The sequence below is a fragment of the uncultured Modestobacter sp. genome (assembly GCF_947486615.1).
In the GTDB taxonomy this organism is placed as follows: domain Bacteria; phylum Actinomycetota; class Actinomycetes; order Mycobacteriales; family Geodermatophilaceae; genus Modestobacter.
This window is the reverse complement of sequence record NZ_CANKUD010000012.1, coordinates 1-25,980: the sequence shown is the minus strand read 5'-3', so window position 1 is coordinate 25,980 and position 25,980 is coordinate 1. Positions and strand designations below refer to the sequence as shown.

Genomic DNA, 25,980 nt, shown 5'->3' with positions numbered 1-25,980 from the left:
GACGACGGGAGGAGGCGAGCCGATGACCGGCCACGGCGGGGGCGCTCAGTCGTGTGGCTGGGCAGTGCCGACGGCGAGCGCCCCGAGCGCCAGCGACCAGGCCAGCTGCGCGCCGACCAGCCACCAGGGCGCGGCCCCCAGCAGCAGCGCGAGCGCGACCGGCGCGGTGCCGAGGACCCCGGCGTCCGGGCCGCGGACCAGGGTCGTGCCCACCCCGGTGGGCACCGCGCCCATCGGCGAGGAGAGCACCGGCCCGGACCAGTCGAGGTCGGGGCGGTAGGCGGCCCGCAGCGCGGCACCGGCCCAGGCCGGCGCGGCCGCCGCACCCAGCGCCAGCCAGGCGACCGGCGCCCCGGTGCCCTGGCCGACCAGCAGCGCCGAGAGCCCGCAGACGACCACCAGGACGGCGACCGGCACGATCGCCCGGGCCCACACCACCTGGGCGGCCCTCAGCGGCAGCGCACGGTCGGCCGCCGGGGACGCGGCCGCCCGCCGGCCCGGCTCCCCCAGCGCCGTGGCTGCGGCGCCCCAGCCCAGCACGACGGCGACCGCCACCACCACCGGCACCTCGGCCAGCCCCTCGGTGCGGGCGGCCAGCACCGGCAACGCCGCACCGGCCAGCAGCTGCCCCCAGCGCCACGGCGAGCGGGCCAGCACCGCCAGGTCCCCGGCGACGACGGCCTGCCAGGGCGCCCGCACCCAGCGCCAGGTCAGCGACTGCCGGGGCCGGCGCACCGTCGTCCGGAGCGCCCGACCCAGCTCCCGGGTGTCGAGGGAGAACACCGACGCGGTGGCGTACTGCGCCGTCTCCCCCGATGCGCGCAACGAGGCGGCCGGCAGCCGGTCCAGCCGGCGGTCGGCGACCAGCAGCCCCACGACCGTCGCGGCCAGCAGCCCGACCAGGACGCCGACCGTCACCGCCGGCGAGGACCAGCCGGGCACCCGGGGCAGCCGGCCGCCGACAGCAGCGATCAGGCAGCCGGTCGCCGCCGGCCCGGCCACCGCCAGCGCGGTGACGGTGCCGGCGGCCGCCGGCACCCAGCGTGCGCCGTCCCCGGCCTGCCGGACGACGAGCAGCCCCACCCCGAGGGCGGCCAGGAGCCCGGCGGCGGCCAGCCCGGCGAGCACGCCGGGCAACGTCCGCGTCCAGGCCAGCACCGCCGGCACCCCGACGGTCAGCGCCACGGCCACCGCGAGCCCGACCGCGCGGCCCAGCTCGCCGCGCAGCAGGCTCCGCCGGCAGGCCGGCAGGGGCAGCCACCAGGCGGCCGCGGCCGGGGTCGCGCTGACCGGGCCCAGCCGGGCGAAGAGCGCGACCAGCCCGGCACCGAGGGCCAGCGCCACTGCTGCGGCGGTGAGCCCACCGGGCAGCACGGCCGCACCCGCCGCGGGCCGGGCGGCGATCTCCTCGCGCAGGCTGGACACCGTGCCGCCGCAGACGGCGACGAAGACCCCGGCCGAGGTCAGCGCGGACAGCGCGTCCCCGGCCCGGGTGAGCCAGCTGGTGTCCGCGCGGGCGGCGGTCGCCCGGCGGGTGAACCGGCGGACCGCCGCCCCGCTCCACTCCGCCGCGCCCCGGGCCACCGGCCGGGTGCTGCCCGTGGCTCAGCCCTCCTGCAGGGCGGCGACGGCGTCCGCGGGGTCGACCACCGGGCACTCGTCGTCCCCGATGAGCACCGCCCGGTCGGCGAGCGTGCCGATGAACGCCGGATCGTGGCTGGCGAACAGCACGGCCGCGCCGGCGTCGACCAGCGCCACCAGCCGGTCGGCCAGGGACCGGCGCATCGCGGTGTCCAGCCGGCGCTCGGGCTCGTCGAGCACCACCAGCTGCGCCGGGCGCACCAGGGCACCGGCCAGGGCCAGCCGCCGGCGCTGGCCGGAGGAGAGCGCGGTGGGCAGCGCGTCCTGGCGGCCGGTGAGCCCGAAGGCGGCCAGCTCGGCGGCCACCACCGCCTCGGCGTCGGCCACCCCATGGGCGCGGGCGGTGAGCAGCAGGTGCTCGGCACCGGTGAGCGAGGGGAAGAAGGCGTCCTCGTCCAGCACCCCGGCGACCGCCCGGCGGAACGCCGCGTCTCGTTCGTCGACCCGCTCGCCGCCGAACCGGACGGTGCCGGCCAGCGGGGACAGCAGGCCGACCATCGTCTGCAGCACGGTCGACTTGCCCGCGCCGTTGGGCCCGACCAGGGCCACCGCCTCGCCGGCGCCGACGGAGACGGTGACCGGGCCGCAGACCGGGGCGCCGCCGTACCCGACCTCGAGCTCGGTCGCCGCCAGCAGGGCAGCCGCCGTCATCCCGCCTGCCCGGCGGCGTCGAAGAACGCCACCTCCAGCTGCATCGCGCGGCGGTAGGCGTGCCGGACGGCGCGGGTGTCGGGGGCGGTGGCGTCCAGCAGCCGCTCCAGGGTGACCGCGAGGTCCTCGAAGCCGGGGTCGGCGTAGGTGGTGATCCACTCGGTGTACGGCGTGGCCGCCGTGCCGGCCAGCGACTGGCCGAGGTGGGCGTAGAGCCGCATGCACGGCGTCATCGCCGCGCAGGTCAGGCCCACGCCACCCAGCGACGCGGTGGCCAGCAGGAAGTCGGTGTAGGCCGACGTCGCCGGCAGCGGCCGGACGGCGGTCAGGTCGATGCCCCAGCGGGCCGCGTAGGAGTTGTGCATCCGCAGCTCCTCGCGCACTCCGGCGAGCAGGTCGGCGAAGGTGTCCAGCGCCGCCCGGTCCGGGCTGTGCGCCACCCCGAGCGCGTAGCCGCGGGCGAAGGACTCCAGGAAGAACGCGTCCTGGGCGACGTAGCCGGCGAACCGCTCGGTGGGCAGCGAGCCGTCGGCGATCCCCTGCACGAACGGGTGCGCCAGGGCAGCGGCGGCCAGCTCGGCGTTCTCCGCCCAGAGCTCGGCGGCGAGGCTCACGCGTCCACCGCCATCTGCCAGAACGCCGTCTCCGCCGCGACGACCTCGAGGAAGAGCGCGTCGTCGGACCCGCCGGCCGCGTCGGCCGCCTCCTCCAGGCCGGCGACGTACCCGGCGAAGGCCGGCACGGTCCAGTGCTCGACGAACGCTCGGTAGGCCGGCGCCCCGGGGGCCGCGGCCGACCAGGCGTCGAGGTAGGTGCGCTCGATCGTCCACAGCGCGGTCAGCGCGGTGGGCACGTCGGCGCGGTCCAGCCGGTCGAGCAGCTCGGCGTAGGCGGCGGTGGCCGGCCGTGCCGGGGCGGTGAGGTCCAGCCCGCGCGCGGCGGCCTGCTGCTCGAACCAGGCCAGCTCCTCGACCAGCGCCACGGCGCCGCCGGCCAGCACGGCCTGGGCCGGGCGCGGCGCCCGGGCCAGCAACCGGGCTTGGAAGCGCAGCAGGTCGGCGACGAAGCGGGCGTCCTGCACCAGCCAGGTGTCGAACGCGGCCGGCGGCAGCGACCCGTCGGCCACCGCCTGCAGGAAGGGGTGCGCGGTGGCCCCGCGCCAGGCATCGGGATGACGTCGGAGCAGTTCGGCGACCGGCACGGCGCGGACTCTACGAGGTGGCTAGGGTGATCTCCGTCGTGGCCGATGCCACGTGCGGGAGCTCGGAGAACCGGGCTGAGAGGGCGGCTGACCTGCCGCCGACCGCTGGAACCTGACCGGGTAATGCCGGCGTAGGGAGCTGTCGATGAGCACGTCCGACGTCATCCACCCGTCCTCCACCGCGGAGGCACCCCTCACCCTGGGCGAGCCACCCGCCCGCACCCTGGGCTTCCGGGACGCCCTGGGCCTGTGGGGCAACCTGGGCATCAGCCTGCTGCTGCCGGTGGCCGCGGTCTTCGTCGTCCTGCCCGACCGGCCGCTGGCGGTGACCCTCGGCGCCGTCGTCGTCGGCGCCGTGATCGGCGCGCTGCTGCTCGGCGCCGCGGCCGGGATCGGGGCCCGGGAGGGCGTCCCGGCGATGGTGCTGCTGCGCGGCCTGCTCGGCCGGCACGCCTCCTGGCTGCCCACCGCGCTGAACCTGGTGCAGTGCATCGGCTGGGCGACCTTCGAGATCGTGATCATCGCCGAGGCCGCCTCCCGGGTGCTCGACGCGCCGCGCTGGCCGTTCGTGCTGCTGGCCGGGGTGCTGGCCACCGCGATGGCACTGCGCCCGCTCGGCGTCGTCCGGGTGCTGTCCCGGTACGCGGTGTGGGCGGCGCTGGCCGCGATCGTCTACCTGTACGTCGAGGTGCTCCGCGAGCCGCTGCCCGACCTCGCCACCGGCAACGCCACCTCGTTCTGGACGGCGACCGACATCGTCATCGCCCTGCCGATCTCCTGGTTCCCGCTGGCCGCCGACTACACCCGGCACGTGCGCAGCGGCCGGTCCGCCGCCACCGGCGCGGCGCTGGGCTACGGGCTGGCCACGGTGGCGATGTTCACCCTCGGCGTGCTGGCGCTGGCCGCCTACGGCAGCGCCGGCCTGGACGTCGTCGACGCGCTGCTGGCCGTGCCGCTGGGTGCGCTGGCCGTGCTGGTGCTGGTGGTCGTCGAGCTGGACGAGGCGTTCGCCAACCTCTACTCCACCGCCGTCTCGGCGCAGAACGTCGTCGCCCGGATCGACCGGCGGGTCGCCGCGGTCGTCGTCGGTACCGTCGCCACGCTGCTGGCGCTCAGCTTCGACATCGCCGCCTACGAGCCGTTCCTCTTCCTGATCGGCGCGGTCTTCGTGCCGCTGATCGGGGTCTTCCTGATCGCCTACGCGCTGCGCACCCGGGCCTGGGACACCTCGGACACCGCCCCGGCCCGGCTGTCGCTGCTGCTGCCCTGGCTGGCCGGGTTCGTCGCCTACCAGCTGACCCTGCCGACGTACTTCGGCGGCCCGGGCGCCGGCTGGACCACCTGGTGGACCGACCGCCAGCTCGACCTGGGCATCGACCCGGCCAACGGCTGGTCGGCCTCGCTGGTCAGCCTGGCCGTCGCGGCGGTGCTGACCACGCTGCTGGTGCTGCCGGCCCGGCTGCGGGCCCGCCGGACGGCGGCATGAGGCCCCTCGGCGGGCTGCACGTGCTCACCGACGCCGCCGGTGGGCCGCGGGCGTTGGCCGCCGTCGCCGCGGCGGTGGCCGCGGGTGCGCCGGTGGTGCAGGTGCGGGCCAAGGGCTGCACAGACCGGGTGCTGCACGACTTCGCCCGCGCGGTGGTGGAGCTGTGCCGGCCGGCGGGCACCACCTGTCTGGTCAACGACCGGGTGGACGTCGCCCTGGCGGTGGGCGCTGACGGCACGCACCTCGGCGAGCACGACCTGCCGCTGGCCGCCGCCCGGCGGGTCGCCGGGCCCGGACACCTGCTCGGCGGCACCGCCCGCGACCCGGAGCGCGCCCGGCTGCTCGTCGCCGAGGGCGCGGACTACCTCGGCGTCGGCCCGGCCTTCGCGACCACCACCAAGACCGGGCTTCCCGACCCGATCGGGCCGGCCGGGGTCGCCGCGGTGGCCACGGCGGTGCCGGTACCGGTGATCGCCATCGGCGGGGTCACCGCCGCCCGGGTCGGCGAGCTGCTGGCCGCCGGGGCCGCTGGCGTCGCGGTGGTCGGCGCGGTCGCCGCCGCGGCCGACCCGACGGCCGCCACCCGCGACCTGCTGCGGGCACTGGGATGACCGACACCGGGACGACCGACACCGGGACGACGGACACCGGGACGACGGGAGCCAGGACGACGGGAGCCAGGACGACGGACGCCGGCACGACCGACGTGGCTGTCGCCGGTGGCGGGCTGATCGGGCTGGCGGTCGCGTGGCGGGCGGCGCAGCGGGGGCTGTCGGTCACCGTGGTCGACGACGCCCCCGGCACCGGCGCCTCCGAGGCCGCCGCCGGGATGCTCGCCCCGGTCACCGAGGCCGCCTACGGCGAGGAGGCGCTGCTGCGGCTGTGCCTGGCGTCGGTGCAGCGCTGGCCGGCCTTCGCCGCCGAGCTGGAGGCGGCGAGCGGGACGCCGGTCGGGCTGCGCACCGCCGGCACGCTGGTGGTCGGCTTCGACGCCGACGACGTCGCCGCCCTGGACGCGCTGCACGCCTACCAGTGCGAACTCGGGCTGGTCGCCGAGCGGCTGACCCCCTCGGCCACCCGCCGTCGGGAGCCCGCGCTCACCCCGCGGCTGCGCGGCGGGCTGGCCGTGGACGGCGACCACTCGGTCGACGGCCGGGCGCTGCACCGCGCGCTGCTGACTGCCGCGCAGGCCGCCGGTGTGCGGGTGGTGCCCCAGCGGGTCGCCGAGCTGCTGGTCGCGGACGGCCGGGCCGCGGGGTTGCGGCTCGCCGACGGCTCGGTGCTCGCCGCGTCCGCCGTCGTCCTGGCCCTGGGTGCGCGCAGCGGCGGGTTGCCGGGTGTGCCGCCGCTGCCGGTGCGGCCGGTGAAGGGGCAGATCCTGCGGCTGGCCGGGGCAGCTGGGCTGCTCAGTGGCACGGTGCGAGCGCTGGTGCGCGGCCGGCACGTCTACCTGGTGCCCTACGGCGAGGGCCGGCTGGTGGTCGGGGCGACCACCGAGGACCGCGGCTTCGACGCCACCGTCACCGCCGGCGGGGTGCACGACCTGCTGCACGACGCGATGGAGGTCGTGCCCGGGGTGAGCGAGCTGGAGCTGGTCGAGACGCTGGCCCGCTGGCGCCCCGGCACCCCCGACAACGCCCCGCTGCTCGGTCCCTGCGGGCTGCCCGGGCTGGTGCTGGCCACCGGCCACCACCGCAACGGCGTGCTGCTCACCCCGGTCACCGGTGACGTCGTCGCCGGCCTGCTGGCCGACGGTGCGCTGCCCGAGCTCGCCGCCCCGTTCACCGCCGAGAGGTTCACCCACCGATGACCGTCCCGATCACCGTCAACGGCGCCCCCGCCGAGCTGCCGGCCGGCGCCACCGTCGCCGTCCTGGTCGCCGAGCGCAGCGGCGGCCACGACCGGGTCGCGGTCGCCCGCAACGGCGACGTCGTCCCGCGCAGCAGCTGGGCCACCACCGAGCTCTCCCCCGGCGACCGCCTCGAGGTGCTCGCCCCCACCGCAGGAGGCTGAATGTCCAGCACGACCCCCACCCCGCCCGACGAGCTCGCCCCCGCCCTCGCCCACGAGGAGGCCACGGACCCGTTCACCATCGCCGGGCAGACCTTCACCTCCCGGCTGGTGCTCGGCACCGGCGGCCTGCCCAGCCTCGAGGTGCTGGAGCGGGTGGTCCGGGCCTCGGGCACCCAGCTGGTCACCGTCGCCCTGCGCCGGGTGGAGGCGGTGCCGGGCGGCTCGATGCTCGAGGTGCTGGAGCGCTGCGGCGTCCGGCTGCTGCCCAACACCGCCGGGTGCATGACCGCCCGGGAGGCGGTGCTCGCCGCCCGTCTCGGCCGGGAGGCGTTCGGCACCGACTGGGTGAAGCTCGAGGTCATCGGCGACGAGGTGACGCTGCTGCCGGACGCCGTCGAGCTGGTGGACGCCGCCGAGCAGCTGGTCGCCGAGGGGTTCACCGTGCTGCCGTACACCACCGACGACCCGGTGCTCGGGCGGCGGCTGGCCGACGTCGGGTGCGCCGCGATCATGCCGCTGGGCTCGCCGATCGGCAGCGGGCTGGGCATCCGCAACCCGCACTCGATCGCGCTGCTGCGGGAGGCGGTCGACGTCCCGGTGGTGCTCGACGCCGGCATCGGCACCGCCTCCGACGCCGCGCTGGCGATGGAGCTGGGCTGCGACGCGGTCCTCCTGGCCTCGGCGGTGACCCGCGCCCGCGACCCCGAGCGGATGGCGCTGGCCATGCGGCAGGCGGTGGAGGGCGGCCGGCTGGCCCACGGCGCCGGGCGGATCCCCCGGCGCTGGCACGCCCAGGCCTCCACCGCGATGCAGGGGCGCCCGGAGCTGGGATGACCCTGCCGCGGCTGCTGGTGCTCACCGACCGCACCCAGTGCCGGGGCAGCCTGGTCAACACCGTGGCCGCCGCGGTCGACGCCGGCGCCCGTGCGGTGGTGCTGCGGGAGAAGGACCTGCCCGGGCCCGAGCGCGACGCCCTGGCCGGCCGGCTGCGGGCGCTGCTCGACCCGGTCGGCGGGTTGCTGGTCCGCGCGGGCGCCGGGGCCGCCGACGCCGTCCATCTGGCCGCGCACGACCCGCTCCCGGCGCCGCGCCCCCGGCTGGTCGGCCGGTCCTGCCACGCCGCGGCCGAGCTGACCCGGGCCCGCGCCGAGGGCTGCGACTGGGCCTTCCTCTCCCCGGTGTTCCCGACGCCGTCCAAGCCCGGGTACGGCCCACCCCTGGGCCCGGCCGGGCTGGCCGCGCTCGTGCCGCTGGGCCCGCCGGTCTACGCCCTCGGCGGGATCGGCCCCGAGGAGGTGGCCGGCTGCCTGGCCGCCGGTGCCTCCGGGGTCGCGGTGATGGGCTCGGTGATGCGCGACCCGGCGTCGGTGCGCGACCTGCTCACGGCCCTGGGCTGAGGCGGGCACGATCGGGGCCGTGGCCTACCTCCTGCTCGCCTGCGCGATCGTCAGCGAGGTCGTCGCGACCTCGCTGCTCCCCCGCACCGCCGGGTTCACCGTGCTGCTGCCCAGCCTGGCCGTGCTGGCCGGCTACGCGCTCTCCTTCGTGCTGCTCGCGCAGGTGGTCAAGACGGTCCCGGTCGGGGTGGCCTACGCCATCTGGTCGGCCACCGGCACCGCCGCGGTGGCCGCGATCGGTGCGGTCTTCCTCGGCCAGTCGCTCACCGGCTGGCAGGTGGGTGGGCTGGCCCTGGTGGTCGGCGGGGTGGTGCTGCTCCAGTTGGGCGGCAGCGCGCACTGAACCTGCCCCGCCGCCACATGACGTCGCCGTGACATCGGCGGTTCCCGCCGCCCGGCGACCCTGCCGATGTCCTACGGTGCCGGGGGAACAGCGGCCGTCGGACCGACGCGCAGCCCGGTCGGATCGAGTGAGGTGACTCACACGACGTGTCGGGTTTCAGCAGGGTCGCTCAGGGCCAAGACAGGGGTTCGCCGTCGAGCAGCTGACGGCCAGGACGCGAGGAGATCGAGTGACGGGCGAGTCGGCCGGCCTGGCATGGCCGTCGTCGCCACCTCCGCCCGCCGAGGCCGGCTGGTCGTGGGACCTCACCACGGTTGCTGAGCTGCCCCGGGTCCGCGCCCAGCTCCGCCGGGGCCTGGCAGCCGAGTCCCGCGGTGACCAGGAGGCCGCCGACCTGGACGAGGCCGTCGTCCTGGCCTTCGACGAGATGGCCTCCAACGCCCTGCGGCACGGTGGCGGAGGGGTCCGCGCCCGGGTGCAGCGCACCCCGGACGCCTGGCTGATCGAGGTGCGGGACTCCGCGGCCACCCGCCCGCCGGCGCCCGCCGTGGGCCGCGACCCGAGCCAGGGCGGCCTCGGGCTCTACCTGATCGCCGAGATGGCCGACGCGCACGGCTGGCACCTGACCGAGGGCCAGAAGAGCGTCTGGGCGCTGCTCCCCCGCCGCTGAACGACGCCCCCCGGCCTCGCCGGCCGGCGTTCAGGGGGTCCTGGGCACCCGCTCCGGTCCGGCGCTGACCGGCCGCGGCCGGTCTTCCGGGTGCAGCCGGACGGCGACCAGGGCGACGTCGTCCTCCGACCCCTGCGGCCTCAGCCCGGCCACCAGCTGGTCGCACAGCTCCTCGAGCGGGAGGTGGCCGAGCTCGCCGAGCAGCTCGGCCAGCCGGGCGACACCGTCGTCCAGCGGCAGGTCCGGGCCCTCGACCAACCCGTCGGTGTAGAGCAGCACCGTGGCACCCCGGTCGACCACGGCGACCTGCTCACGCCGCCGGGCCTCCGGGAGGACGCCGAGCATCAGGTCGGCGCGCTCGGTCGCCAGCACCTCCACCCGGCCGTCCACGTGCAGCACCAGCAGCGGCGGATGCCCCGCGCTCGACCAGCGCAACCGGGTCTCCCCGCGCTCCCGGTCGACCGGCTCCTGCTCGAACCGGGCCACCGCCGCGGTGGCCAGGGTGTGCACCTGCAGCCCCTCCATGGCGCGGTCGAGGTCGGCCAGCACCGCCGCCGGCCCGCCACCGCTGCTGTAGGCGATGCCCCGCAGCAGGCTGCGCAGCTGGCCCATCGCCGCGGCGGCCACCGTGTCGTGCCCGACGACGTCCCCGATCGCCACCATCGTCGCGCCGCCGGGCTGCAGGAACGCGTCGTACCAGTCACCGCCCACCTGGGCGGCCTGCACCGCCGGGATGTAGCGGACGACGATCTCCGAGTGGTCGGGCTCCGGCGGCGCGGTCAGCAGACTGCGCTGCAGCTCCTCGGCCATCCGGCGCTGCTGCTCGTGCAGCGCCGCGCTGTCCAGCGCCAGCGCCACCCGGTCCGCGACGTCCCGGAAGGTGGCTTGCTCCTGCTCGTCGGCCTGCGCCCGTCCCCGGTCGCGGTACAGCGACAGGGCGCCCAGCACCCGGCCGCGGGCGACCAGTGCCAGCGCCAGCGCGTTTCCCGGGTTCAGCTGCCAGTAGGCGTCCCGGACCTCGCCGGCCGGCAGCCCGTTGCCGACCGCGGCCGCGACGTCGGGGATGACGGCCAGCTCCCCGGTGGCCAGGGCGTCGACGATCGGCGCGGTGTTGGTCAGCGCAGCCAGTCGCAGCCGGGCGTAGGTGGCCGCCGTGGGCCGCAGCGCGGGGTCGCGGTGCCAGCTGGCGACGTCCTGCAGGCGCCCGTCCTCCTCGACCAGGCTGGCGATGGCCCAGTCGCCCAGCGCGGGGACCACCGCGCGCACCAGCTCCTCCAGCGCCCCACGCGCACCACGCCGGTCGATCAGCGCGGTGGACAGGGTGTCGGACACCTGGGCGATCAACGCCAGCCGCTCGGCCTCCCGCCGGGCCGCGTCCTCGGCCCGGCGCCGCTCGGTCACGTCGAGGAAGTAGACCGACAGGCCGTCGGCGTCCGGCCAGGCCCGGACCTCGTACCAGCTGTCCAGCGGCGGCGGGTAGTACGCCTCGAAGACGGCCGGCTCCCGTCGGGCCATCGCCGACCGGTAGTTCTCCTCGAAGGCGCCGCCCACCGCCGCGGGGAACAGCTCCCAGATGTCCCCGCCGACCAGCTCGTCGCGGGAGCGCCCCAGCAACAGCTCGGCCTGGACGTTGACATAAGTGAAGCGCCAGTCCCGGCTGAGCGAGAAGAAGGCGGCGGGCATCGACTCCAGCACCCGCGCCACCCGGGCGTCGCCGTCCCGCTGGCGGGTGGTGTCCTGGGCGGCGCCCACCATGCGCACGGCGGCACCGCGCTCGTCGGGCAGCACCCGGCCACGGCTCAGCAGCCACCGGACCTCGCCGGAGGGCAGCACCACCCGGTACTCCACCTCGAACCCGCTGCGGGCGTCGACCGCCACCTGCAGGGCGTCCCGGACGCGAGCGGAGTCCTCGCGGTGCAGGCGGTCGGTGAACGCCTCGATCGTGCCGGGGAACCTGGACCGGTCGTACTCGAACAGCTCGACCATCCGGTCGTCCCAGACCAGCTCGTCGGTGACCAGGTCCCAGTCGAAACCGCCGATCCCCGCGGCGTCGATGGCCAGCCCCCAGCGCAGCCGGTCGCCCTCGAACTCGGCGACGACCGCGGCGAGCTCGAGCTCGGAGGTGACCGGCCCGGCCAGCCGGCTCAGCAGCGCCACGTCGTCCTCGCTCCACACCCGGGGCTCCGGCCCGAACACCGCCAGGACGCCGACGACGTGCTCACCGGCGGATTCGAACAGCGGTACCCCGAGGTAGGCGGCGACCCGGCCGGCCTGCACCGCCGGCAGGTGCGCGACCCGCGGATCGGACCGGACGTCGGTGTAGGCCCGGGGTGCGCGGGCGGCCACGACCGTGCCGCCCAGGGTGTCGTCGAGGCGGCGTTCGGTGCCGACCCGCCACACGGGGCGCCCCGAGACACCGGCGACGACCTGGAGGTCACCGGCCAGGGCGACGCCGGCCGACGGGGCACCGAGCAGCTCCGCGGCCAGGTCGGTCAGCCGTTGCAGACCGGGGCGGGCGGCGACGGCGGAGACACGGGCGCCCGCTGCGATCCGCGAGGGGTCGTGCAGCGTCATGGCCGGCCCCTCCCTGTCCCCGAGAACTCCCGCACCGCCCCCGTCCGCGGTGCTCGTGCCGCGGTCGATCATGCCCGGTGGCCGGGGCGCGCCTCCGAGGGTGCCGGGCAGCCCCGTGCCGGACGACCCGCACCGGGGGAGCATGGGTGGGTGCAGACACCCGTGCGTGCCGGTCCCGGGACGCCCCGGTCCCGGAACCCCCGCTCCTGGGCGGGGTCCGCGCGGCGCACCTGGGCCCGGCACCCGCAGCTCGGTCTCGCCCTCCGTGCCGCCATCGCCGCGACGATCGCCTGGGCACTGGCCCGTCTGCTCCCCGGCCCGGCCCAGGAGTACCCGTACTACGCGCCCTTCGGGGCGGTGATCGCCACCTCGACCACCCTGGCCGGCTCGGCACGGTCCTCCGCCCAGTCGATCGCGGCCATCGCCATCGGCGCCGCGGTGGCGCTGGCCGGCGACGCGCTGCCCACCCCGACGGTCGCCACCATCGGGATCGTCGTCATCGCCGGGGTGGTGCTGGCCGGGTGGGACCGGCTGGGCAGTGCCGGCAGCTGGGTGCCCACCTCGGCGCTGTTCGTGCTGATCATCGGCGGGGGCGACCCGATCGACTACGTGGCCGGCTACGCCGGGCTGACGTTCTTCGGTGCGCTGATCGGGATGGCCGTCCTCGCCGCCTTCCCGCCGCTGCCGCTGGCGCCGTCCCAGACCGAGCTCGGCCGGCTGCGTGACCTGCTGGCCGACCAGCTCGGCGACCTCGCCGAGGGACTCCGTCAGGAGCACCCACCCAGCCAGGACGAGTGGCGCACCCGGATGCGCTCGATCGACCCGGTGCTCGCCCAGATGCGCACCGCGGTGCAGCAGACCGACGAGGCCCGGCGCGGCAACCGGCGGGCCCGCCGGCACCAGCAGGACGCCGAGCGGCAGTACGCCCAGGCCCGGGCGCTGGAGCGGCTGACCCTGCTGGTCGAGGACCTGACCCAGCTGATCGCGGAGACCGAGCGGTCCGAGCTGTCCGAGGTGGCGCTCGGCCCGACCCTGCGGCCCACCGCGGCGGCCGCCCTCAGGGGGTTGGCCGACGCGCTGCGGTCGGTCGAGGGTGCGACGGCCGGCCCGGAGGCGACCCGGGCCGCCTACGACGCGCTGGACGGCCTGATCGGCGAGCTGCGCCGGGTGCGCGCCACCACCGACCACGACCTGTTCGCCGCGAGCAGCGTGGTGGTCGCCGTCCAGCGGTGCCTGGCGGCCGTCGTGCCCGAGGAGCTGGCCCGGGAGGAGGCGCCGGACTGACCCGGCCCCGCATCAGTCGCCGACGGCCCCGCGTCAGCGGCCGACGGCGTAGCCCTGCATCCCGCGGGGGTTGGCCCCGGCCCGCAGCACCCCGGTCTCCGGGTCGATCGAGACCGCCGACATCCGGCCCAGCGACCAGGGGTCGGAGACGGTGACCGTGTGCCCGCGACGGCGCAGCTCGGCGATCACGTCGTCCCCGAGCCGGGACTCCACGACGACCTCGCCCGGGGTCATGTCCCGGGGGTAGAAGGACGACGGGAAGCTGGTGGTGTGCCAGGCGGGCGCGTCGATCGCGGCCTGCAGGTCCAGGCCGCCCAGCGCGTGGGCCAGCCAGAAGCACAGTTGCCACTGCTCCTGCTGGTCACCGCCCGGGGTGCCGAAGGCCAGCGTCGGGACGCCGCCACGCAGCGCGAGCGACGGGGTCAGCGTGGTGCGTGGGCGCTTGCCGGGCAGCAGCGAGTTGGGCAGGTCGGGCTCGAGCCAGAACATCTGCGCCCGGGTGCCGAGCGCGAAGCCCAGCGAGGGGATGACCGGCGAGCTCTGCAGCCAGCCACCGGACGGGGTGGCCGAGACGATGTTGCCCCAGCGGTCGACGACGTCGACGTGGCAGGTGTCGCCGCGGGTGGTGCCGCGGGTGTCGACGGTGGGCTCGCCGACGCCGGCGATGGTGCCCGGGGAGGGACGGACGCCGGCGGAGGCGTCGGTGACGAACGCGGGCAGCCGTGGCGGGCGCCCCCCTGGCGAGCCGGGCCGCAGCTCGGTGCTGGCCCGGTCGCTGATGAGCGCCCGCCGCTGCTCGGTGTAGCCGGTGGAGAGCAGGTCGTCCACCGGCGCCTGTGCCGTGTCGCCGTACCAGGCCTCACGGTCGGCCATCGCCAGCTTGACCGCCTCCACGCTGGCGTGGACCAGGTCGGCATCGGCGGTGCCCGAGCCGTACCCGGCCCCGGCTCCTGCCGCCGGGTGGCCGTCCAGCATCGCGAGCGCCTGGAGCAGCGCCGGGCCCTGGGACCACGGCCCGGCCTTCGCGAGCGTCCACCCGCGCCAGTCCAAGGTGACCGGCGGCTCGTACGTCGGCTGCCAGCCGGCGAGGTCCTCACCCGTCAGGAAGCCGCGGTGGGCACGACCGGAGTCGTCCATCACCGGGGACCGGGAGAACTCGTCGATCGCCTGCGCGACGAACCCCGTGTACCAGGCCGCGAGTGCCGCCTCGATCTGCGCCTCTCGGGAGGGTCCGCGCGCTGCGTCGAGCAGTCGGCGGTAGGTCGAGGCGAGGACCGGGTTGCGGAACAGGCGACCGGCGGTGGGGGGTGCTCCGTCGGGGGCGAGCCAGGTGGCGGCCGAGGTAGGCCAGTGCGTGCGGAAGTGCTCGGAGACCGAGGCGACGGTCGCGGCGACCCGCGGGAGGAGCGGGTGGCCGTGCTCGGCGTACTCGATGGCGAAGCGGAGGACGGCGTCCAGCGGCAGGGTGCCGTGGTCGCGCAGGAGGGTCAGCCAGGCGCCGATGGCGCCGGGCACGGTGGCGGCGAGGAGGCCGGTGCCGGGGACCAGGTCGAGACCCAGCTGGCTGTAGGCCTCGATCGTGGCGCCGGCGGGGGCGGTGCCCTGACCGGAGAGGACGACGGGGACCCCCGCACCGGTGGCTGCCCGCGGGCTCCGGGCGAAGAGGACCGGGACCTCGCCCCCCGGGCCGTTGAGGTGCGGCTCGACGACCTGCAGGGTGAGACCCGCAGCGACCGCGGCATCGAACGCGTTGCCACCGGCCTCGAGGGTCGCCATGCCCGCGGCACTGGCGAGCCAGTGCGTCGAAGCGACCATCCCGAAGGTGCCGGCGAGTTCCGGGCGCGTGGTGAACACGTAGCCACCCTAAAGAACTCCGGCCGGTTCGCGCTGCGTCGCGGCGCCGCCGGTGTCGATCCGGTCGCCCGGTCCCGCGGCTGCGGCCGGGACGGCGGGGTGCCCGGGGACTGCCGCACCGGCGTCGGCTCGTCCTGCTCCGGCGCCCGGTGCCGCAGGCCCGGAACCGCCGGCCGGGGCGGCGTGCTCGGCAGCTCCCGCATCGGCACGGGCTCGTCCCGCTCGGGCGCCCGGTGCCGCAGGTCCAGGGGGGCGCTGCGCGAGCCGGCGACCGGCAGGGCCGGCTCGGGCAGGGTCAGCCGGTGCACCGTCGGCGGGACCGGACGGTCCCAGGCCAGGTGCACGCCGTGGGTGCCGCTGCCCCAGCCGGCCGCGCGCCGGGTCGCCGATCGCAGCCGGCCGAGCAGGTGCCGCACCGGGGCGGTCAGCCGCGGCTGCGGGGCGGCCAGCCGGACGGGCGTGCGCAGCAGGTCCACCGAGAGGTCGGTGGCGAAGGCGATCGCCGCCTCCAGGTCGTGGTCCACGACCGCGGGAAGCGACCGGACCGGCGCGGTGGGGGCGGCGGTCGCCGCGGCCGGCTGGGCGAGGGCGGGGCGGGGCCGGCCCGCCCCGTCGGTCAGCCGGTGCACCCGCAGCGGGGTGGCCCGCCAGGCCAGGTGCGCGCCGTCGGGTCCGGCGCCCCAGGTGCGCGCCCACTGGCCGAACTCGCGCCGCCGGGACCGCCGCGTGGCGCGCGGGGCGCCCGGTTCGGGCAGCGCTCGCGGCGACATGCCCAGCACGCCGACGGCCAGCCCGACCGCCAGCCCGGCGGCGAGGTCACCGGTGCCGGCGCTGGTCAGGTGCGCCTCCGGCGGGAGGGCCGGCCCCTGGCCGAAGAGGCCGATCGGGGCGGTGCGGGGCACGACGCCCCGGGGAGCCGGCACGTCGGTCCGCCGGACTGCTGCCGTGTCGATCGCCATCGCTGCCCTCCCGGGGAAGTAGTTGCCGCGGCCGGGGAAGGGGCCGCGGGCAAGGAAGAAGTTACGGACGACGGCGGTCGCGGACCGGCTCTGCGGACCCCCCGGCCGGGCCGCGTGACCGAACCGTTGCCCAGACCCCTCGCAACGGTCGATGACCCCCCTCCCGGCCCGGTCACTTGTCGACTCCACCGGGCGAAACCCCAGATCAGGCGGCCCATCGGTGGTCGATGACCTCGGCGACCGGGCCGACGCACCGGCGTGTCGGGTGTGTCTGGTGGGATGACCGGGTGCCCGACACCCAGCCCGCACCCGGCCCGGTCCCGCTCGTCGTCGACACCGACCCGGGCATCGACGACGCCCTTGCGCTGCTGCTCGCGCTGGCCAGCCCGGAGGTCGACCTGCGGCTGGTGACGACGGTGCACGGCAACGTCGACCTGGCGCAGACCACGGAGAACGCCCTCCGGGTGCTGCACCTGGCCGGCCGGTCCGACGTGCCGGTGGCGGTGGGTGCCCGCTCGTCGCTGGCGGTGCCCCAGGCCCGGCGGGCCGGGCACGTGCACGGGGCGGCGGGGCTGGGCGGCGTCGTCCTCCCGCCCTCACCCGCGGCGGTGGACCCGCGCCCGGCGGTGGTCGCGCTGGCCGAGCTGCTGCTGAGCAGCGAGCGACCGGTCACCGTGGCGGCGATCGGGCCGCTGACGAACATCGCGCTGCTGCTGGCGGTGTACCCCGACGCCGCGGCGCGGATCGGGCGGCTGGTGGTGATGGGCGGGTCGGCGACCCGCGGGGGCAACGTCACGGCGGCCGCGGAGTTCAACGTCTGGGCCGACCCGGAGGCCGCCGCCGTGGTGTTCGCCGCGGGCCTGCCCACGGTGCTGGTCGGGCTGGACGTCACCCTGCCGACCGTGCTCACCGAGGCGGGGATCGCCCGCTTCGCCGCGGCGGGGCCGGTCGGCGCCCAGGCCGCGGCGATGCTGCAGCAGTACCTGGACCACGCCCGCACGTCCTACGGCACCGACGGGGTGGTGGTGCACGACGCGCTGGCGCTGACCGAGGCGATCGTGCCCGGGACGCTGCGCACCGTGCCGCGGGACGTGGTGGTCGACACCGGGCCCGGTGCCGGGCGCGGGCAGACGCTGGTGGACCGCCGGACGCCGTCGTCCTCGCCCACCGCGGTGGCGGTGGCCGAGGGCGTCGACAGCGACGCGGCCGTCGAGTTCCTGGTCAACAGGCTGGAACGGCTCGCGGCCCAGGGGTGACCCCTGCAGCCGCGAGCCTCCGGCGTGCTGCGGCCGGTCAGACCCGCTCGACGAGCCCCTCGTCGACGAGCCAGTCCATCGCCACGTCCGCCGGCTCCTCACCGCCGACGTCGACCCGGCCGTTGAGCTCGATGAGCACCTCGTCGGTGAGCAGCGGGGTGATCTCCGCGAAGACGTCGGCGATCTCCGGGAACTCCTCCAGGGTGGCGGTCACCACCTCGGGGGCGACGTTGTAGGCCGGGAAGTAGCCGCGGTCGTCCTCGAGCACGGTCAGGCCCAGGGAGGCGATCCGGCCGTCGGTGGTGAACACCTCGCCGAAGTTGCACCGGTCGCCGCTGTCGGTGGCGGTGTAGACGGCGCCGGTGTCCAGGATGCTGACGTTGTCCCGCGGCACCCCGTCCGGGTCGCCGAGGGGGATGTCGTAGGCCTCCAGCATCGGCTCGAAGCCGTCGACGCGGGTGGCGAACTCCGACTCCACGCAGAAGGTGCGCTCCTCGACCGGCAGCTCGGCGATGTCCGAGAGGGTCGCGATCCCGCCGAGCTCCTCGACGGCCTCGTCGCGCACCGCGAAGGCGTAGGTGTTGTTGGCCTCGGCCGGCGGGAGCCAGGTGATCCCGTTCTCCGCGTCGGCGTCCCGGACCGCCTCGTACTGCTCCTGCTGGTCCGGGATGCCCTCGGCCATGCCCAGGTAGTTGATCCACCCGGTGCCGGTGTACTCGAACTGCACGTCGGTCTCGGCGCTGAGCATCGCGGCCCGGGCCGGGGCGGCCCCCGGGATGCCGCTGCGGTCGGTCACGTCGAAGCCGGCGGCCTCCAGCGCGATCGCGGCGATCTTGCCCAGGATCAGCTGCTCGGTGAAGGCCTTGGCGCCCACCGTGATCGGCTCGCCCTCGGCCGCCTCGATCGGTCGGATGCTGCCGGGCGCAGCGTCGGGGACGAGACCGTTGGCGCTCTCCAGGCCGCAGCCGGTGAGCAGGGTGGTGGCGGCCAGCGCGGCGGCCAGCTTCTTCGGGGAGTGCATCAGAGTCCCTTCGGGCGGGCGACGTGCTCGACGACCCGGCCGAGCCAGTCGATGGCCAGGGCGAGCAGGGCGACCAGCACCGCACCGCTGACCAGCAGCGAGTTCAGCGACAGGGTGATGCCGGTGTTGATCAGCACGCCCAGCCCGCCGCCGGCGATGAAGGTGGCCAGGGTGGCGGTGCCGACGAGCAGCACCAGGGCGGTCCGCACCCCGGAGAGCATCACCGGGACGGCCAGCGGCAGCTCGACGCGGAACAGCACCGCGGCGCCGCTCATGCCCATCCCGCGGCCGGCCTCGACCAGCCGGGCGTCCACGCCCTGCAGCCCGACCATGGTGTTGCGCAGCACCGGCAGCGCCGAGTAGACGACCAGCGCCACGATCGTCGTCCCGAAGCCGAAGCCCAGCCAGTCGGCCAGCAGCACGAACAGACCGATCGCAGGTGCGGCCTGACCCACGTTGGCCAGGCCGATCACCAGCGGGGTGAACCGCCGCAGCGCGGGCCGGGTCAGGGCGATGCCGAGCGGTATGGCGATGAGCAGCACGATCACCGCCGCGACGACGGTCAGCTGCAGGTGCCGGAGCACGCTGTCCCACAAGGTGGCCGCGCCCAGCTGGCGCGCCTCGGTGTCGCTGAGCGTGGTGGTCGACCGCCACACCACGTAGGCGAGCAGGCCCAGCGCCACCAGCACCGGCTGGAGGACCAGCGCCCGCCAGCCGCCGCGGGCGCGCACCGGCGACGCGGCGTCCCGCCGGTCGCGGGACGCGCTCTGCTCGGCCTCGGGGCGGCGCAGCGGGTCCGGGCGCTCGCCGGTGTCCGGCCTCCCGGTGGCGGCGGTCATCCGGCCACCTCGCTCCGCGTCCGCTGGATGGCGTCCATGATCGTCTCGATCGAGACGACACCGGCCAGGCTGTCCCGGCGGCCGATCACCACGGCCCCGCCCTGGCTGGCGGCCAGCATGGTGTCCAGCGCGTCGTTCAGCGTGGAACCCAGACCGACGACCGGCAGCTTCTCGTCGACGGTGGCCGGGATCTGCTGCATCCGGCTGACCTCGGCGGTGGTCGGCCAGCTGATCGGCCGGCCGCGCCGGTCCAGCACGACGATGTACTCGTCGCCCGCGGCCCGCGCGCGGGCCAGCGCCTCGGCGGCGTCGTCGCCGACCGAGGCGGAGGTGACCGGCTTCAGCTCCAGGCTGTTGACCCGGGTGAGGGTGAGCTGCTTGAGCGTGGCCCCGGCGCCGATGAAGTCCGCGACGTACTCCTCGGCCGGCTCGGCGAGGATCGCCTCGGGGGTGTCGTACTGCACGACCCGCGCGCCGACGTCGAACACCACGATCCGGTCGCCGAGCTTGACCGCCTCGTCGAAGTCGTGGGTGACGAAGACGATCGTCTTGCCCAGCTCCTCCTGGATCCGCAGCAGCTCGTCCTGCAGGCGCTGGCGGGTGATCGGGTCGACCGCACCGAACGGCTCGTCCATCAGCAGCACCGGCGGGTCCGCGGCGAGCGCCCGGGCCACCCCGACCCGCTGCTGCTGGCCGCCGGAGAGCTCCTTGGGGTAGCGGTCCCGGTAGACCTCCGGGTCCAGCCCCACCAGGTCCAGCAGCTCGTCGATCCGCGCGGTGACCCGCTCCTTGTCCCAGCCCAGCATGCGCGGCACCATGCCGACGTTCGTGCCGACCGTCATGTGCGGGAACAGCCCACCGGCCTGGATGACGTAGCCGATCCGGCGGCGCAGCTGGTCGGGGTCCTGCTTCGTGACGTCCTCGTCGCCGAGGTGGATGGTGCCGCTGCTGGGCTCGATGAGCCGGTTGAGCATCTTCAGCAGCGTCGTCTTCCCGCAGCCGGACGGGCCGACGAACATCACCGTCTCGCCCGCCGGGATCTCCAGCGACACCGCGTCCACGGCGGGCCGGTCCTGGCCGGGGTAGCGCTTGGTGACCCCGTCGAGGCGGATGGAGACGCCGCTGACCCGACGCCCCTCGCTGCTCTGCGGCGCGGGGTCGGTGGAGTGGGCGTCAGCGGAACTCAGGGTGTCAGACACGGATCCCCCTGGGGGTGGTGAGGCGACCCAGCAGCAGGAGCAGCAGGTCGAGGACGAGGGCCAGGACGACGATGGCGATCGTCCCGGTGAGTGCGGAGTTCAGGGCGTTCGCGCCGCCCAGCCGGGACAGCCCGGTGAAGATGAAGCCGCCGAGCCCGGGGCCGAGCACGTAGGCGGCGATGGCCGCGATGCCCATGACCATCTGGGTGGAGACCCGGACGCCGGCCAGGATCACCGGCCAGGCCAGCGGGATCTCGATCCGCGCCAGGGTCGACAGCCGGCTCATCCCCATGCCGCGCGCGGACTCGATGAGCGAGCGGTCGACACCGGCCAGCCCCACCACGGCGTTGCGCAGCACCGGCAGCGCCGCGTAGAAGGTCACCGCGATGACGGCGGGGGTGATGCCGAAGCCGAAGGGCGCGAGCAGGATGCCCAGCAGCGCGAACGCCGGGATCGTCAGGCCGATCGCCGACACACCGTTGGCCAGGCCGGTCAGCCGCGGGCTCCGGTAGACGAGCACCGCCAGCGCCAGTGCGATCAGGCTGCCCAGCAGCACGCACTGCACGACCAGGCTGACGTGCTGGAACGCCTGGAAGGCGATCTGCCCGCGCCGGTCCAGTACGTAGTCCCACATGTGCCCACCCACCCCTCTCCGTGTCCGGCCCAGGGGTCGGACGGTCATGTCGTCGATCGATCGCGTCTGTGGGACGGCGCCGGACGTCGAGCGCCGGCGGCCCAGGGCATCGGCACACGCCGCTCTGCCGCACCGCGGGCTGGGATCTCGGGCCCGGTGGTCTCGGGACCGCCGTGCGGCCGTCGTTCACGATCACACGGCGGGGCGGCTGCCGCGACCGCAGGGACATGACGAAGCTGTGACAGTCGTACCGATCTGGGGTCGGCCCGGCTGACCTGCCCCGATCGGGGTAAGAGGCAGCTGTGCCGGCCCCGTGGTCCCATGCTCCCGGGAGAGCATCCACGTGGGGCACGGCGGGAACGTGCCCTGTGCACAGAGGAGGACCCATCAACACCGTCAGCTCAGCAGCCGACGAGACGCCGTTCGAGGTGGAGCTGACCGATGGCAGCGAGCCGGGGCAGGTCGTCGCGCACGTCCGCGGTGAACTGGACGCCGCCGGCAACCCGCTGCTGCAGCAGTCGCTGCTGCGGGCCCTCCGCCGGGCCGAGCGGCTGCTCACCATCGATCTGTCGGGGGTCACGTTCTTCGGCTCGGCCGGGGTCACCGCCCTGGTCTGGGTCAGCCAGCACCGGGAGGCGGCCGGCAAGCGGGTCTGCGTGGTCGCCACCAGCCGGATCGTGACCGGTCCGCTGGAGCTCACCGGCCTGCTCGACCGGCTGGACGTGCAGGGCATGCCGACCGGGTCCGACGCCCCCGGGGCCGACCCGCACTGACCCGCGGTGCACCCGCCACCGGACCCCCGTGCTGCAGGACGGCGTGCTGTCGGCCACGATGGTCCCGGCGGAGACACCGGCCGACGAGGGGACTGAGCGTGAGTGCACTGGTCTGGCCCTCGTCACCGATCCCTTCCGAGGACGGTGACGTGTGGCGCTGGGAGCTGCCCACGGTGCATGACGCGTCGCGGGTCCGGATGGACCTGCGCGCCCGCCTGGCCCACCCCTCCCTGACCGCCCGCTCGACCGAGGACGCCCGCGAGGGCCTGCTGCTGGTGTTCGAGGAGCTGTCCTCCAACGCATTGCGGCACGGTGGCGGTGCAGTCCAGGCGATGATCGTCGCGGTCTCCAGCGGCTGGCTGATCGTGCTGACCGACGGGTCGCCGGACTCCCCGCCGCGGCCGGCGGTCGACCGCGACCCGGCGTTCGGTGGCATGGGCCTGCCGATGGTCGCCCAGCTCTCGGTCGACTACGGCTGGGCCAGCGAGCCCGGCCGCAAGCACGTCTGGGCCCGGCTCCCCTCCGGGCTGACCAGCGCCTCGGTGCCCCGGCCACGCTCCTCCTCCGGCCCGGCCGCCTGACCCATCGCCCGGCCGCTCAGCTGCACACGACGGTCACCTCGGTGAAGCCCTCCTCCGTCGTCGGGGGGACCAGCCGGCCCGCGGCGCTGTAGAGCCCGACCAGTGGGACCCGGGCGCGACCCCCGCGTGCCCCGTTGCGCGCCCGGCAGGTCTCCACCGGGACGTCGAGGAACACCGCCCGGACCGGGACACCGGCTGCTGCCGCCAGCGCGAGCAGCGGTGCCCGCTCGGCCGGTGACGGCGAGGTGTTGTCCACGACCACGCTGGCGCCCTCGGCCAGCAGGGCGGCCACCACCCGCTGCTGACGCGCCTCCCGGTGCCGGGCGTTCGGCCAGTGGTCCTTGCTGACCACGACGTGGCTGCCGGCCAGGTGCTCGGCCACGAAGGTCGACTTGCCCGAGCCCTGCAGCCCGACCATCACCACCAGCTCCTGACCGCCCGCGCCCATCGGGGCATCATCCCGCGCCCTGCGTCTGCGCGGCCGGCTGCGACCTCGGAGCCGCAGGTCAGCGGCCTGGTCGGGGTTCGACCACCGCTGCGGCGGGCAGTGAGGACCAGTTGCCCGCGACCTGAGGAGGAGCCGTGTTCCCGGCCGAGAACATCCGTGACTGGCGCACCCTGAACGTGATCGACCCCGACGGGAGCAAGATCGGCACCCTGGAGTCGGTGTACGTGGACACCACCACGGACCAGCCGTTCTTCGCCGCCGTCGTCACCGGCTTCATCGGCCGGCACAAGCTCACCTTCGTGCCGCTCACCGACGCCACCGTGGCCCCCGACCACGTCCGCGTCGCCGTTCCGAAGGACCTGGCGAAGAACGCCCCGTCGATCGACACCGACGGCGAGCTCACCGTCGAGCAGGAGCCCGACGTGTTCGCCCACTACTCGCTGCCCTACACCCCTGGCGTCCGCCGGCTCGCCCGCCGCTGAGGAAGGACCCCCGCGCCCCCACCTGCACGGGGGGCGCGGGCGCGGTCGTCCCGGCCATGTTGGCCAACATGGCCGGGCGGGTCAGCGGGCCGGGGCCTAGCTGCGGCGCGAGGTGAAGAGGCCGGCGGCGTCGCGCAGGCTCTTGGTCGGCTTGAGCCAGGCGCCGTCCGCAGGCAGGGCGTCCAGGCGCACCCGGTCCAGCGGCTCGACGAAGGCGCCGGGGACGTCCTCGATGTCGATGAACTGCAGCAGCTCGGAGCTGATCGCGTACCCGGCGACCTCGCTGAAGGCGACGACGACGACCTCGGTGCCCGAGCGGGCCAGGTCCTCCAGCGGCTCGGCGAAGTTGCGGCCGTCGCCGGAGAACACCACCAGCCGGCGCAGCTGGTGGCTGTGCGCCCGCACGCTGATGTGGTCCAGCATCGACTGGTCGATGTCGTCGTCGGGCTGCAGCTTCGGGCGGGCGAACACCGCGTAGCCGAAGCTGCGCAGCGCCTCCACCCAGCGCTGCAGCGACGTGGCGTGCTGCGGCGGCACGTTGGCGAAGACGCAGGCCTCCACATCGGGCTGCTGCGCGGCCCCCCGGTCGCCCGCCCCGTCGACGAACCAGGCGGCGATCGCGTCGAACCGCGGCCGGGACGCCGCCGTGGGGCGCGCCCCGATCACGTTCGACAGGGTCATGTCGATGTTGGGTGCGTCCCAGACCAGCAGGTCCAGGGGCTGCCGGGCACCCTCGCCCCAGCCGTCCGCCGTCGCGTCCACCATGTCCCGGGCCCCATCCTGGTCATCGGTCACAGGGGCAGTGTGCCGAACGGCGTCCACCGGCGGCTGCGGCGCACCCGCCGGGACCGGCCGCGGCGGCCCCGGCGGGGCGGTGGCGCGGCGCCGCCGTCGCTCGCTCACGAGCGGGCCCCGGCAGGCTCGACCGCGGCCCGGTCGACCAGCTGCCGCACCGGCACACCGGGTGGCAGGGTGCCCAGCACCCCGCCCCAGTCGCCGGCCAGCCGGGTGGCACAGAAGGCATCGGCGACGGCGGCCGGGGCGTGCCGCAGCAGCAGTCCGGCCTGCAGGCAGAGCGCGAGCCGGCCGGCGACCCGGCGGGCGCGCAGCGGCAAATGGTCGGGGTCGGCGAGCTCGGCGGCCAGCCCGGCCAGCGCCGCGTCGTACCGCGGGTCGGCGCCGCGGGCCAGCTCCAGCTCCGCGCGCACCGCGGCCAGCGCGGGCGAGCCGGTGCCCAGGGCGCGCAGCACGTCCAGGGCGATCACGTTGCCCGACCCCTCCCAGATCGAGTTGAGCGGGGCCTGCCGGTAGAGCCGCGGCATCCCGGACTCCTCGACGTAGCCGTTCCCACCCAGCACCTCCAGCGCCTCGGCGACCGCGGTCGGGGTGCGCTTGCAGACCCAGAACTTCGCCACCGCGCCGGCCAGCCGCAGGAGGTCGCGCTCGCCGGCGTCCTGGGCGGCGGCCAGCCGGACCGCCAGCGCGGTCGCCGCCTCGCTCTCCAGCGCCAGGTCGGCGAGCACGTTCTGCATCAGCGGCTGGTCGGCCAGCCGGGCCCCGAAGGCCGACCGGTTCCGGGCGTGGTGCACCGCCTGGGTCAGCGCCGCGCGCACGGTGGCGGCCGACCCCAGCACGCAGTCCAGCCGGGTGGTCGCCACCATCTCGATGATCGCCGGCACCCCGCGCCCGGGGTCGCCGACCAGCCAGCCCGTCGTCCCGTCGAACTCGACCTCGCTCGAGGCGTTCGACCGGTCGCCGAGCTTGTCCTTGAGCCGCTGCAGCCGGAAGACGTTGCGCTCCCCGCCCGGCAGCACCCGCGGCACCAGGAAGCAGCTCAGCCCCTCTGCGGTCTGCGCGAGCACCAGGAACAGGTCGCTCATCGGCGCCGAGGTGAACCACTTGTGCCCGGTCAGCGACCAGCTGCCGTCCCCGGCGGGGAGGGCCCGCGTGGTGTTGGCCCGCACGTCGGAGCCGCCCTGCTTCTCCGTCATCCCCATGCCGGCGACCAGTCCGCGCTTGCTCTGCGGGTCGGCCAGCCCGAACTGGTAGCTGCGGCTGGTCAGCCCGGGCTCCAGCGCGGCAGCCAGGTCGGGGGCCGCACGCAGGGCCGGGACGGCGGCGTAGGTCATCGTCACCGGGCAGCCGTGACCGGCCTCCACCTGGGTCCAGCCCAGGTAGCCCACCGCCCGGCGGACGTGCGCATGGCGGTCCCCCGCCGCCTGCTCGGCCCACGGCGCACCGGCCAGGCCGTGCCCGACCGCGGCGCCCATCAGCTCGTGCCAGGCGGGGTGGAACTCCACCTCGTCGACCCGGTGGCCGTACCGGTCATGGGTGCGCAGCCGGGGCGGGTGCTCGTTCGCCAGCCGGGCCCACTCCAGCGCCTGCTCGCTGCCGGCCAGCGCACCGAGGCCGGCCAGGGAGTCCAGCGCCGCCTGGTCCGCGTGCCGCCGGCACGCCTCGGCCAGCGCGGTGTCGCCGGTGATCGGGTCGTGGCCGACCAGCGGGGGCACCTGGTTGGTCACCTCGTGCGTGACGCTCATGCCCGCACCGTACGAGACGGGGGCCACCGGTCGGCTGAGGTGGCGACGGGCCCAGGCGCGACGGGCCCAGGCGCGACGGGCCCAGGCGCGACGGGCCCAGGCGCGACGGGCCCAGGCGCGACGGGCCCAGGCGC

General features: G+C 76.1%; 26 protein-coding genes and 1 riboswitch. Of the genes, 13 read left to right on the top strand and 13 right to left on the bottom strand.

Going from position 1 to position 25,980, the window contains the following annotated elements; genetic code table 11:
- Positions 1-45 precede the first annotated feature (45 nt).
- From Q1A09_RS18835 to Q1A09_RS18820, 4 genes are read right to left on the bottom strand one after another with little or no spacing between them, the layout of a single operon-like run.
- Positions 46-1,584 (bottom strand): DUF6297 family protein, encoded by a 1,539-nt coding sequence (locus tag Q1A09_RS18835; RefSeq protein ID WP_299958530.1) that lies wholly within the window; start codon positions 1,582-1,584, stop codon positions 46-48.
- Positions 1,585-1,605: 21 nt separating this feature from the next.
- A complete protein-coding gene (locus Q1A09_RS18830; RefSeq protein ID WP_299958528.1) occupies positions 1,606-2,292 on the bottom strand; it encodes an ABC transporter ATP-binding protein in 687 nt (228 codons plus the stop codon).
- Positions 2,289-2,906 (bottom strand): TenA family protein, encoded by a 618-nt coding sequence (locus Q1A09_RS18825; protein WP_299958525.1) that lies wholly within the window; start codon positions 2,904-2,906, stop codon positions 2,289-2,291. Before Q1A09_RS18825 ends, Q1A09_RS18830 begins: the two co-directional genes overlap by 4 nt.
- Complete coding sequence (locus Q1A09_RS18820; RefSeq protein ID WP_299958522.1) at positions 2,903-3,493, bottom strand: TenA family transcriptional regulator; 591 nt, start codon at positions 3,491-3,493, stop codon at positions 2,903-2,905. Before Q1A09_RS18820 ends, Q1A09_RS18825 begins: the two co-directional genes overlap by 4 nt.
- A gap of 45 nt (positions 3,494-3,538) precedes the next feature.
- A riboswitch (TPP riboswitch) is annotated at positions 3,539-3,648 on the top strand.
- Here Q1A09_RS18820 and Q1A09_RS18815 point away from each other — a divergent pair.
- The 8 genes from Q1A09_RS18815 (at position 3,639) to Q1A09_RS18780 (ending at position 9,402) form a co-directional block, all read left to right on the top strand.
- Positions 3,639-4,979 carry a cytosine permease gene (locus Q1A09_RS18815; RefSeq protein WP_299958519.1) on the top strand — a complete coding sequence of 447 codons (1,341 nt, stop codon included), beginning with the start codon at positions 3,639-3,641 and terminating at the stop codon, positions 4,977-4,979. (Overlaps the previous riboswitch by 10 nt.)
- On the top strand, positions 4,976-5,590 hold the full coding sequence (gene thiE / locus Q1A09_RS18810; RefSeq protein ID WP_299958516.1) for a thiamine phosphate synthase: 615 nt from the start codon (positions 4,976-4,978) through the stop codon (positions 5,588-5,590). The genes Q1A09_RS18815 and thiE overlap by 4 nt, the downstream gene beginning before the upstream one ends.
- The gene (thiO, locus tag Q1A09_RS18805; protein WP_299958513.1) at positions 5,587-6,789 is read left to right on the top strand and encodes a glycine oxidase ThiO; all 1,203 of its coding nucleotides are present in this window, start codon (positions 5,587-5,589) and stop codon (positions 6,787-6,789) included. The genes thiE and thiO overlap by 4 nt, the downstream gene beginning before the upstream one ends.
- Positions 6,786-6,992, top strand: coding sequence for a sulfur carrier protein ThiS (gene thiS / locus Q1A09_RS18800; RefSeq protein ID WP_299958510.1), 207 nt, complete (start codon positions 6,786-6,788; stop codon positions 6,990-6,992). Before thiO ends, thiS begins: the two co-directional genes overlap by 4 nt.
- Positions 6,993-7,826, top strand: a complete 834-nt coding sequence (locus Q1A09_RS18795) for a thiazole synthase (RefSeq protein ID WP_299958507.1) — start codon at positions 6,993-6,995, stop codon at positions 7,824-7,826.
- Positions 7,823-8,389, top strand: a complete 567-nt coding sequence (locus Q1A09_RS18790; RefSeq protein WP_299958504.1) for a thiamine phosphate synthase — start codon at positions 7,823-7,825, stop codon at positions 8,387-8,389. Before Q1A09_RS18795 ends, Q1A09_RS18790 begins: the two co-directional genes overlap by 4 nt.
- Positions 8,390-8,408: 19 nt before the next feature.
- Positions 8,409-8,732, top strand: a complete 324-nt coding sequence (locus Q1A09_RS18785) for a multidrug efflux SMR transporter (protein ID WP_299958501.1) — start codon at positions 8,409-8,411, stop codon at positions 8,730-8,732.
- A gap of 229 nt (positions 8,733-8,961) precedes the next feature.
- Positions 8,962-9,402: an ATP-binding protein gene (locus tag Q1A09_RS18780; RefSeq protein WP_299958498.1), complete on the top strand. Its 441-nt coding sequence runs from the start codon at positions 8,962-8,964 to the stop codon at positions 9,400-9,402.
- A gap of 30 nt (positions 9,403-9,432) precedes the next feature.
- Here the strand turns inward: Q1A09_RS18780 and Q1A09_RS18775 are convergent, their stop codons facing one another.
- Positions 9,433-11,976, bottom strand: coding sequence for a SpoIIE family protein phosphatase (locus Q1A09_RS18775; RefSeq protein ID WP_299958495.1), 2,544 nt, complete (start codon positions 11,974-11,976; stop codon positions 9,433-9,435).
- Between the two features lie 150 nt (positions 11,977-12,126).
- Between Q1A09_RS18775 and Q1A09_RS18770 the strand changes: the two genes are divergently transcribed.
- Entirely contained in the window at positions 12,127-13,260 is a 1,134-nt protein-coding gene (locus Q1A09_RS18770; RefSeq protein ID WP_299958492.1) for a hypothetical protein, read from the top strand.
- 33 nt (positions 13,261-13,293) lie between these two features.
- Here Q1A09_RS18770 and Q1A09_RS18765 read toward each other — a convergent pair whose 3' ends face one another.
- A complete protein-coding gene (locus Q1A09_RS18765; protein ID WP_299958489.1) occupies positions 13,294-15,114 on the bottom strand; it encodes a gamma-glutamyltransferase family protein in 1,821 nt (606 codons plus the stop codon).
- A gap of 1,246 nt (positions 15,115-16,360) precedes the next feature.
- On the opposite strand from Q1A09_RS18765, the gene Q1A09_RS18760 reads away from it, so the two are divergent.
- A complete protein-coding gene (locus Q1A09_RS18760) occupies positions 16,361-17,329 on the top strand; it encodes a nucleoside hydrolase (protein ID WP_299958484.1) in 969 nt (322 codons plus the stop codon).
- Positions 17,330-17,366: 37 nt separating this feature from the next.
- Here the strand turns inward: Q1A09_RS18760 and Q1A09_RS18755 are convergent, their stop codons facing one another.
- Genes Q1A09_RS18755 through Q1A09_RS18740 form a run of 4 tightly spaced genes read right to left on the bottom strand, consistent with a single transcriptional unit; the run spans position 17,367 to position 21,022 of the window.
- Entirely contained in the window at positions 17,367-18,350 is a 984-nt protein-coding gene (locus Q1A09_RS18755) for a glycine betaine ABC transporter substrate-binding protein (RefSeq protein WP_299958481.1), read from the bottom strand.
- Positions 18,350-19,189: an ABC transporter permease gene (locus Q1A09_RS18750; protein WP_299958478.1), complete on the bottom strand. Its 840-nt coding sequence runs from the start codon at positions 19,187-19,189 to the stop codon at positions 18,350-18,352. The genes Q1A09_RS18755 and Q1A09_RS18750 overlap by 1 nt, the downstream gene beginning before the upstream one ends.
- Positions 19,186-20,388, bottom strand: a complete 1,203-nt coding sequence (locus Q1A09_RS18745) for an ABC transporter ATP-binding protein (protein ID WP_299958476.1) — start codon at positions 20,386-20,388, stop codon at positions 19,186-19,188. The genes Q1A09_RS18750 and Q1A09_RS18745 overlap by 4 nt, the downstream gene beginning before the upstream one ends.
- Positions 20,381-21,022 (bottom strand): ABC transporter permease, encoded by a 642-nt coding sequence (locus Q1A09_RS18740; RefSeq protein ID WP_299958473.1) that lies wholly within the window; start codon positions 21,020-21,022, stop codon positions 20,381-20,383. The genes Q1A09_RS18745 and Q1A09_RS18740 overlap by 8 nt, the downstream gene beginning before the upstream one ends.
- A gap of 368 nt (positions 21,023-21,390) precedes the next feature.
- Here Q1A09_RS18740 and Q1A09_RS18735 point away from each other — a divergent pair, with 368 nt between their 5' ends.
- On the top strand, positions 21,391-21,795 hold the full coding sequence (locus Q1A09_RS18735) for an STAS domain-containing protein (protein WP_299958471.1): 405 nt from the start codon (positions 21,391-21,393) through the stop codon (positions 21,793-21,795).
- 98 nt (positions 21,796-21,893) lie between these two features.
- Positions 21,894-22,376 (top strand): ATP-binding protein, encoded by a 483-nt coding sequence (locus Q1A09_RS18730; RefSeq protein WP_299958468.1) that lies wholly within the window; start codon positions 21,894-21,896, stop codon positions 22,374-22,376.
- A gap of 16 nt (positions 22,377-22,392) precedes the next feature.
- Here the strand turns inward: Q1A09_RS18730 and Q1A09_RS18725 are convergent, their stop codons facing one another.
- Complete coding sequence (locus tag Q1A09_RS18725) at positions 22,393-22,824, bottom strand: ATP-binding protein (RefSeq protein ID WP_299958465.1); 432 nt, start codon at positions 22,822-22,824, stop codon at positions 22,393-22,395.
- Positions 22,825-22,958: 134 nt separating this feature from the next.
- Between Q1A09_RS18725 and Q1A09_RS18720 the strand changes: the two genes are divergently transcribed.
- Positions 22,959-23,306, top strand: coding sequence for a PRC-barrel domain-containing protein (locus Q1A09_RS18720; RefSeq protein WP_299958463.1), 348 nt, complete (start codon positions 22,959-22,961; stop codon positions 23,304-23,306).
- Between the two features lie 96 nt (positions 23,307-23,402).
- Here Q1A09_RS18720 and Q1A09_RS18715 read toward each other — a convergent pair whose 3' ends face one another.
- Together Q1A09_RS18715 and Q1A09_RS18710 are read right to left on the bottom strand one after the other, a co-directional pair.
- Positions 23,403-24,101 carry an NYN domain-containing protein gene (locus tag Q1A09_RS18715; protein ID WP_299958461.1) on the bottom strand — a complete coding sequence of 233 codons (699 nt, stop codon included), beginning with the start codon at positions 24,099-24,101 and terminating at the stop codon, positions 23,403-23,405.
- A 104-nt stretch (positions 24,102-24,205) separates the two neighbouring features.
- On the bottom strand, positions 24,206-25,846 hold the full coding sequence (locus Q1A09_RS18710; protein ID WP_299958459.1) for an acyl-CoA dehydrogenase family protein: 1,641 nt from the start codon (positions 25,844-25,846) through the stop codon (positions 24,206-24,208).
- Positions 25,847-25,980 lie beyond the last annotated feature (134 nt).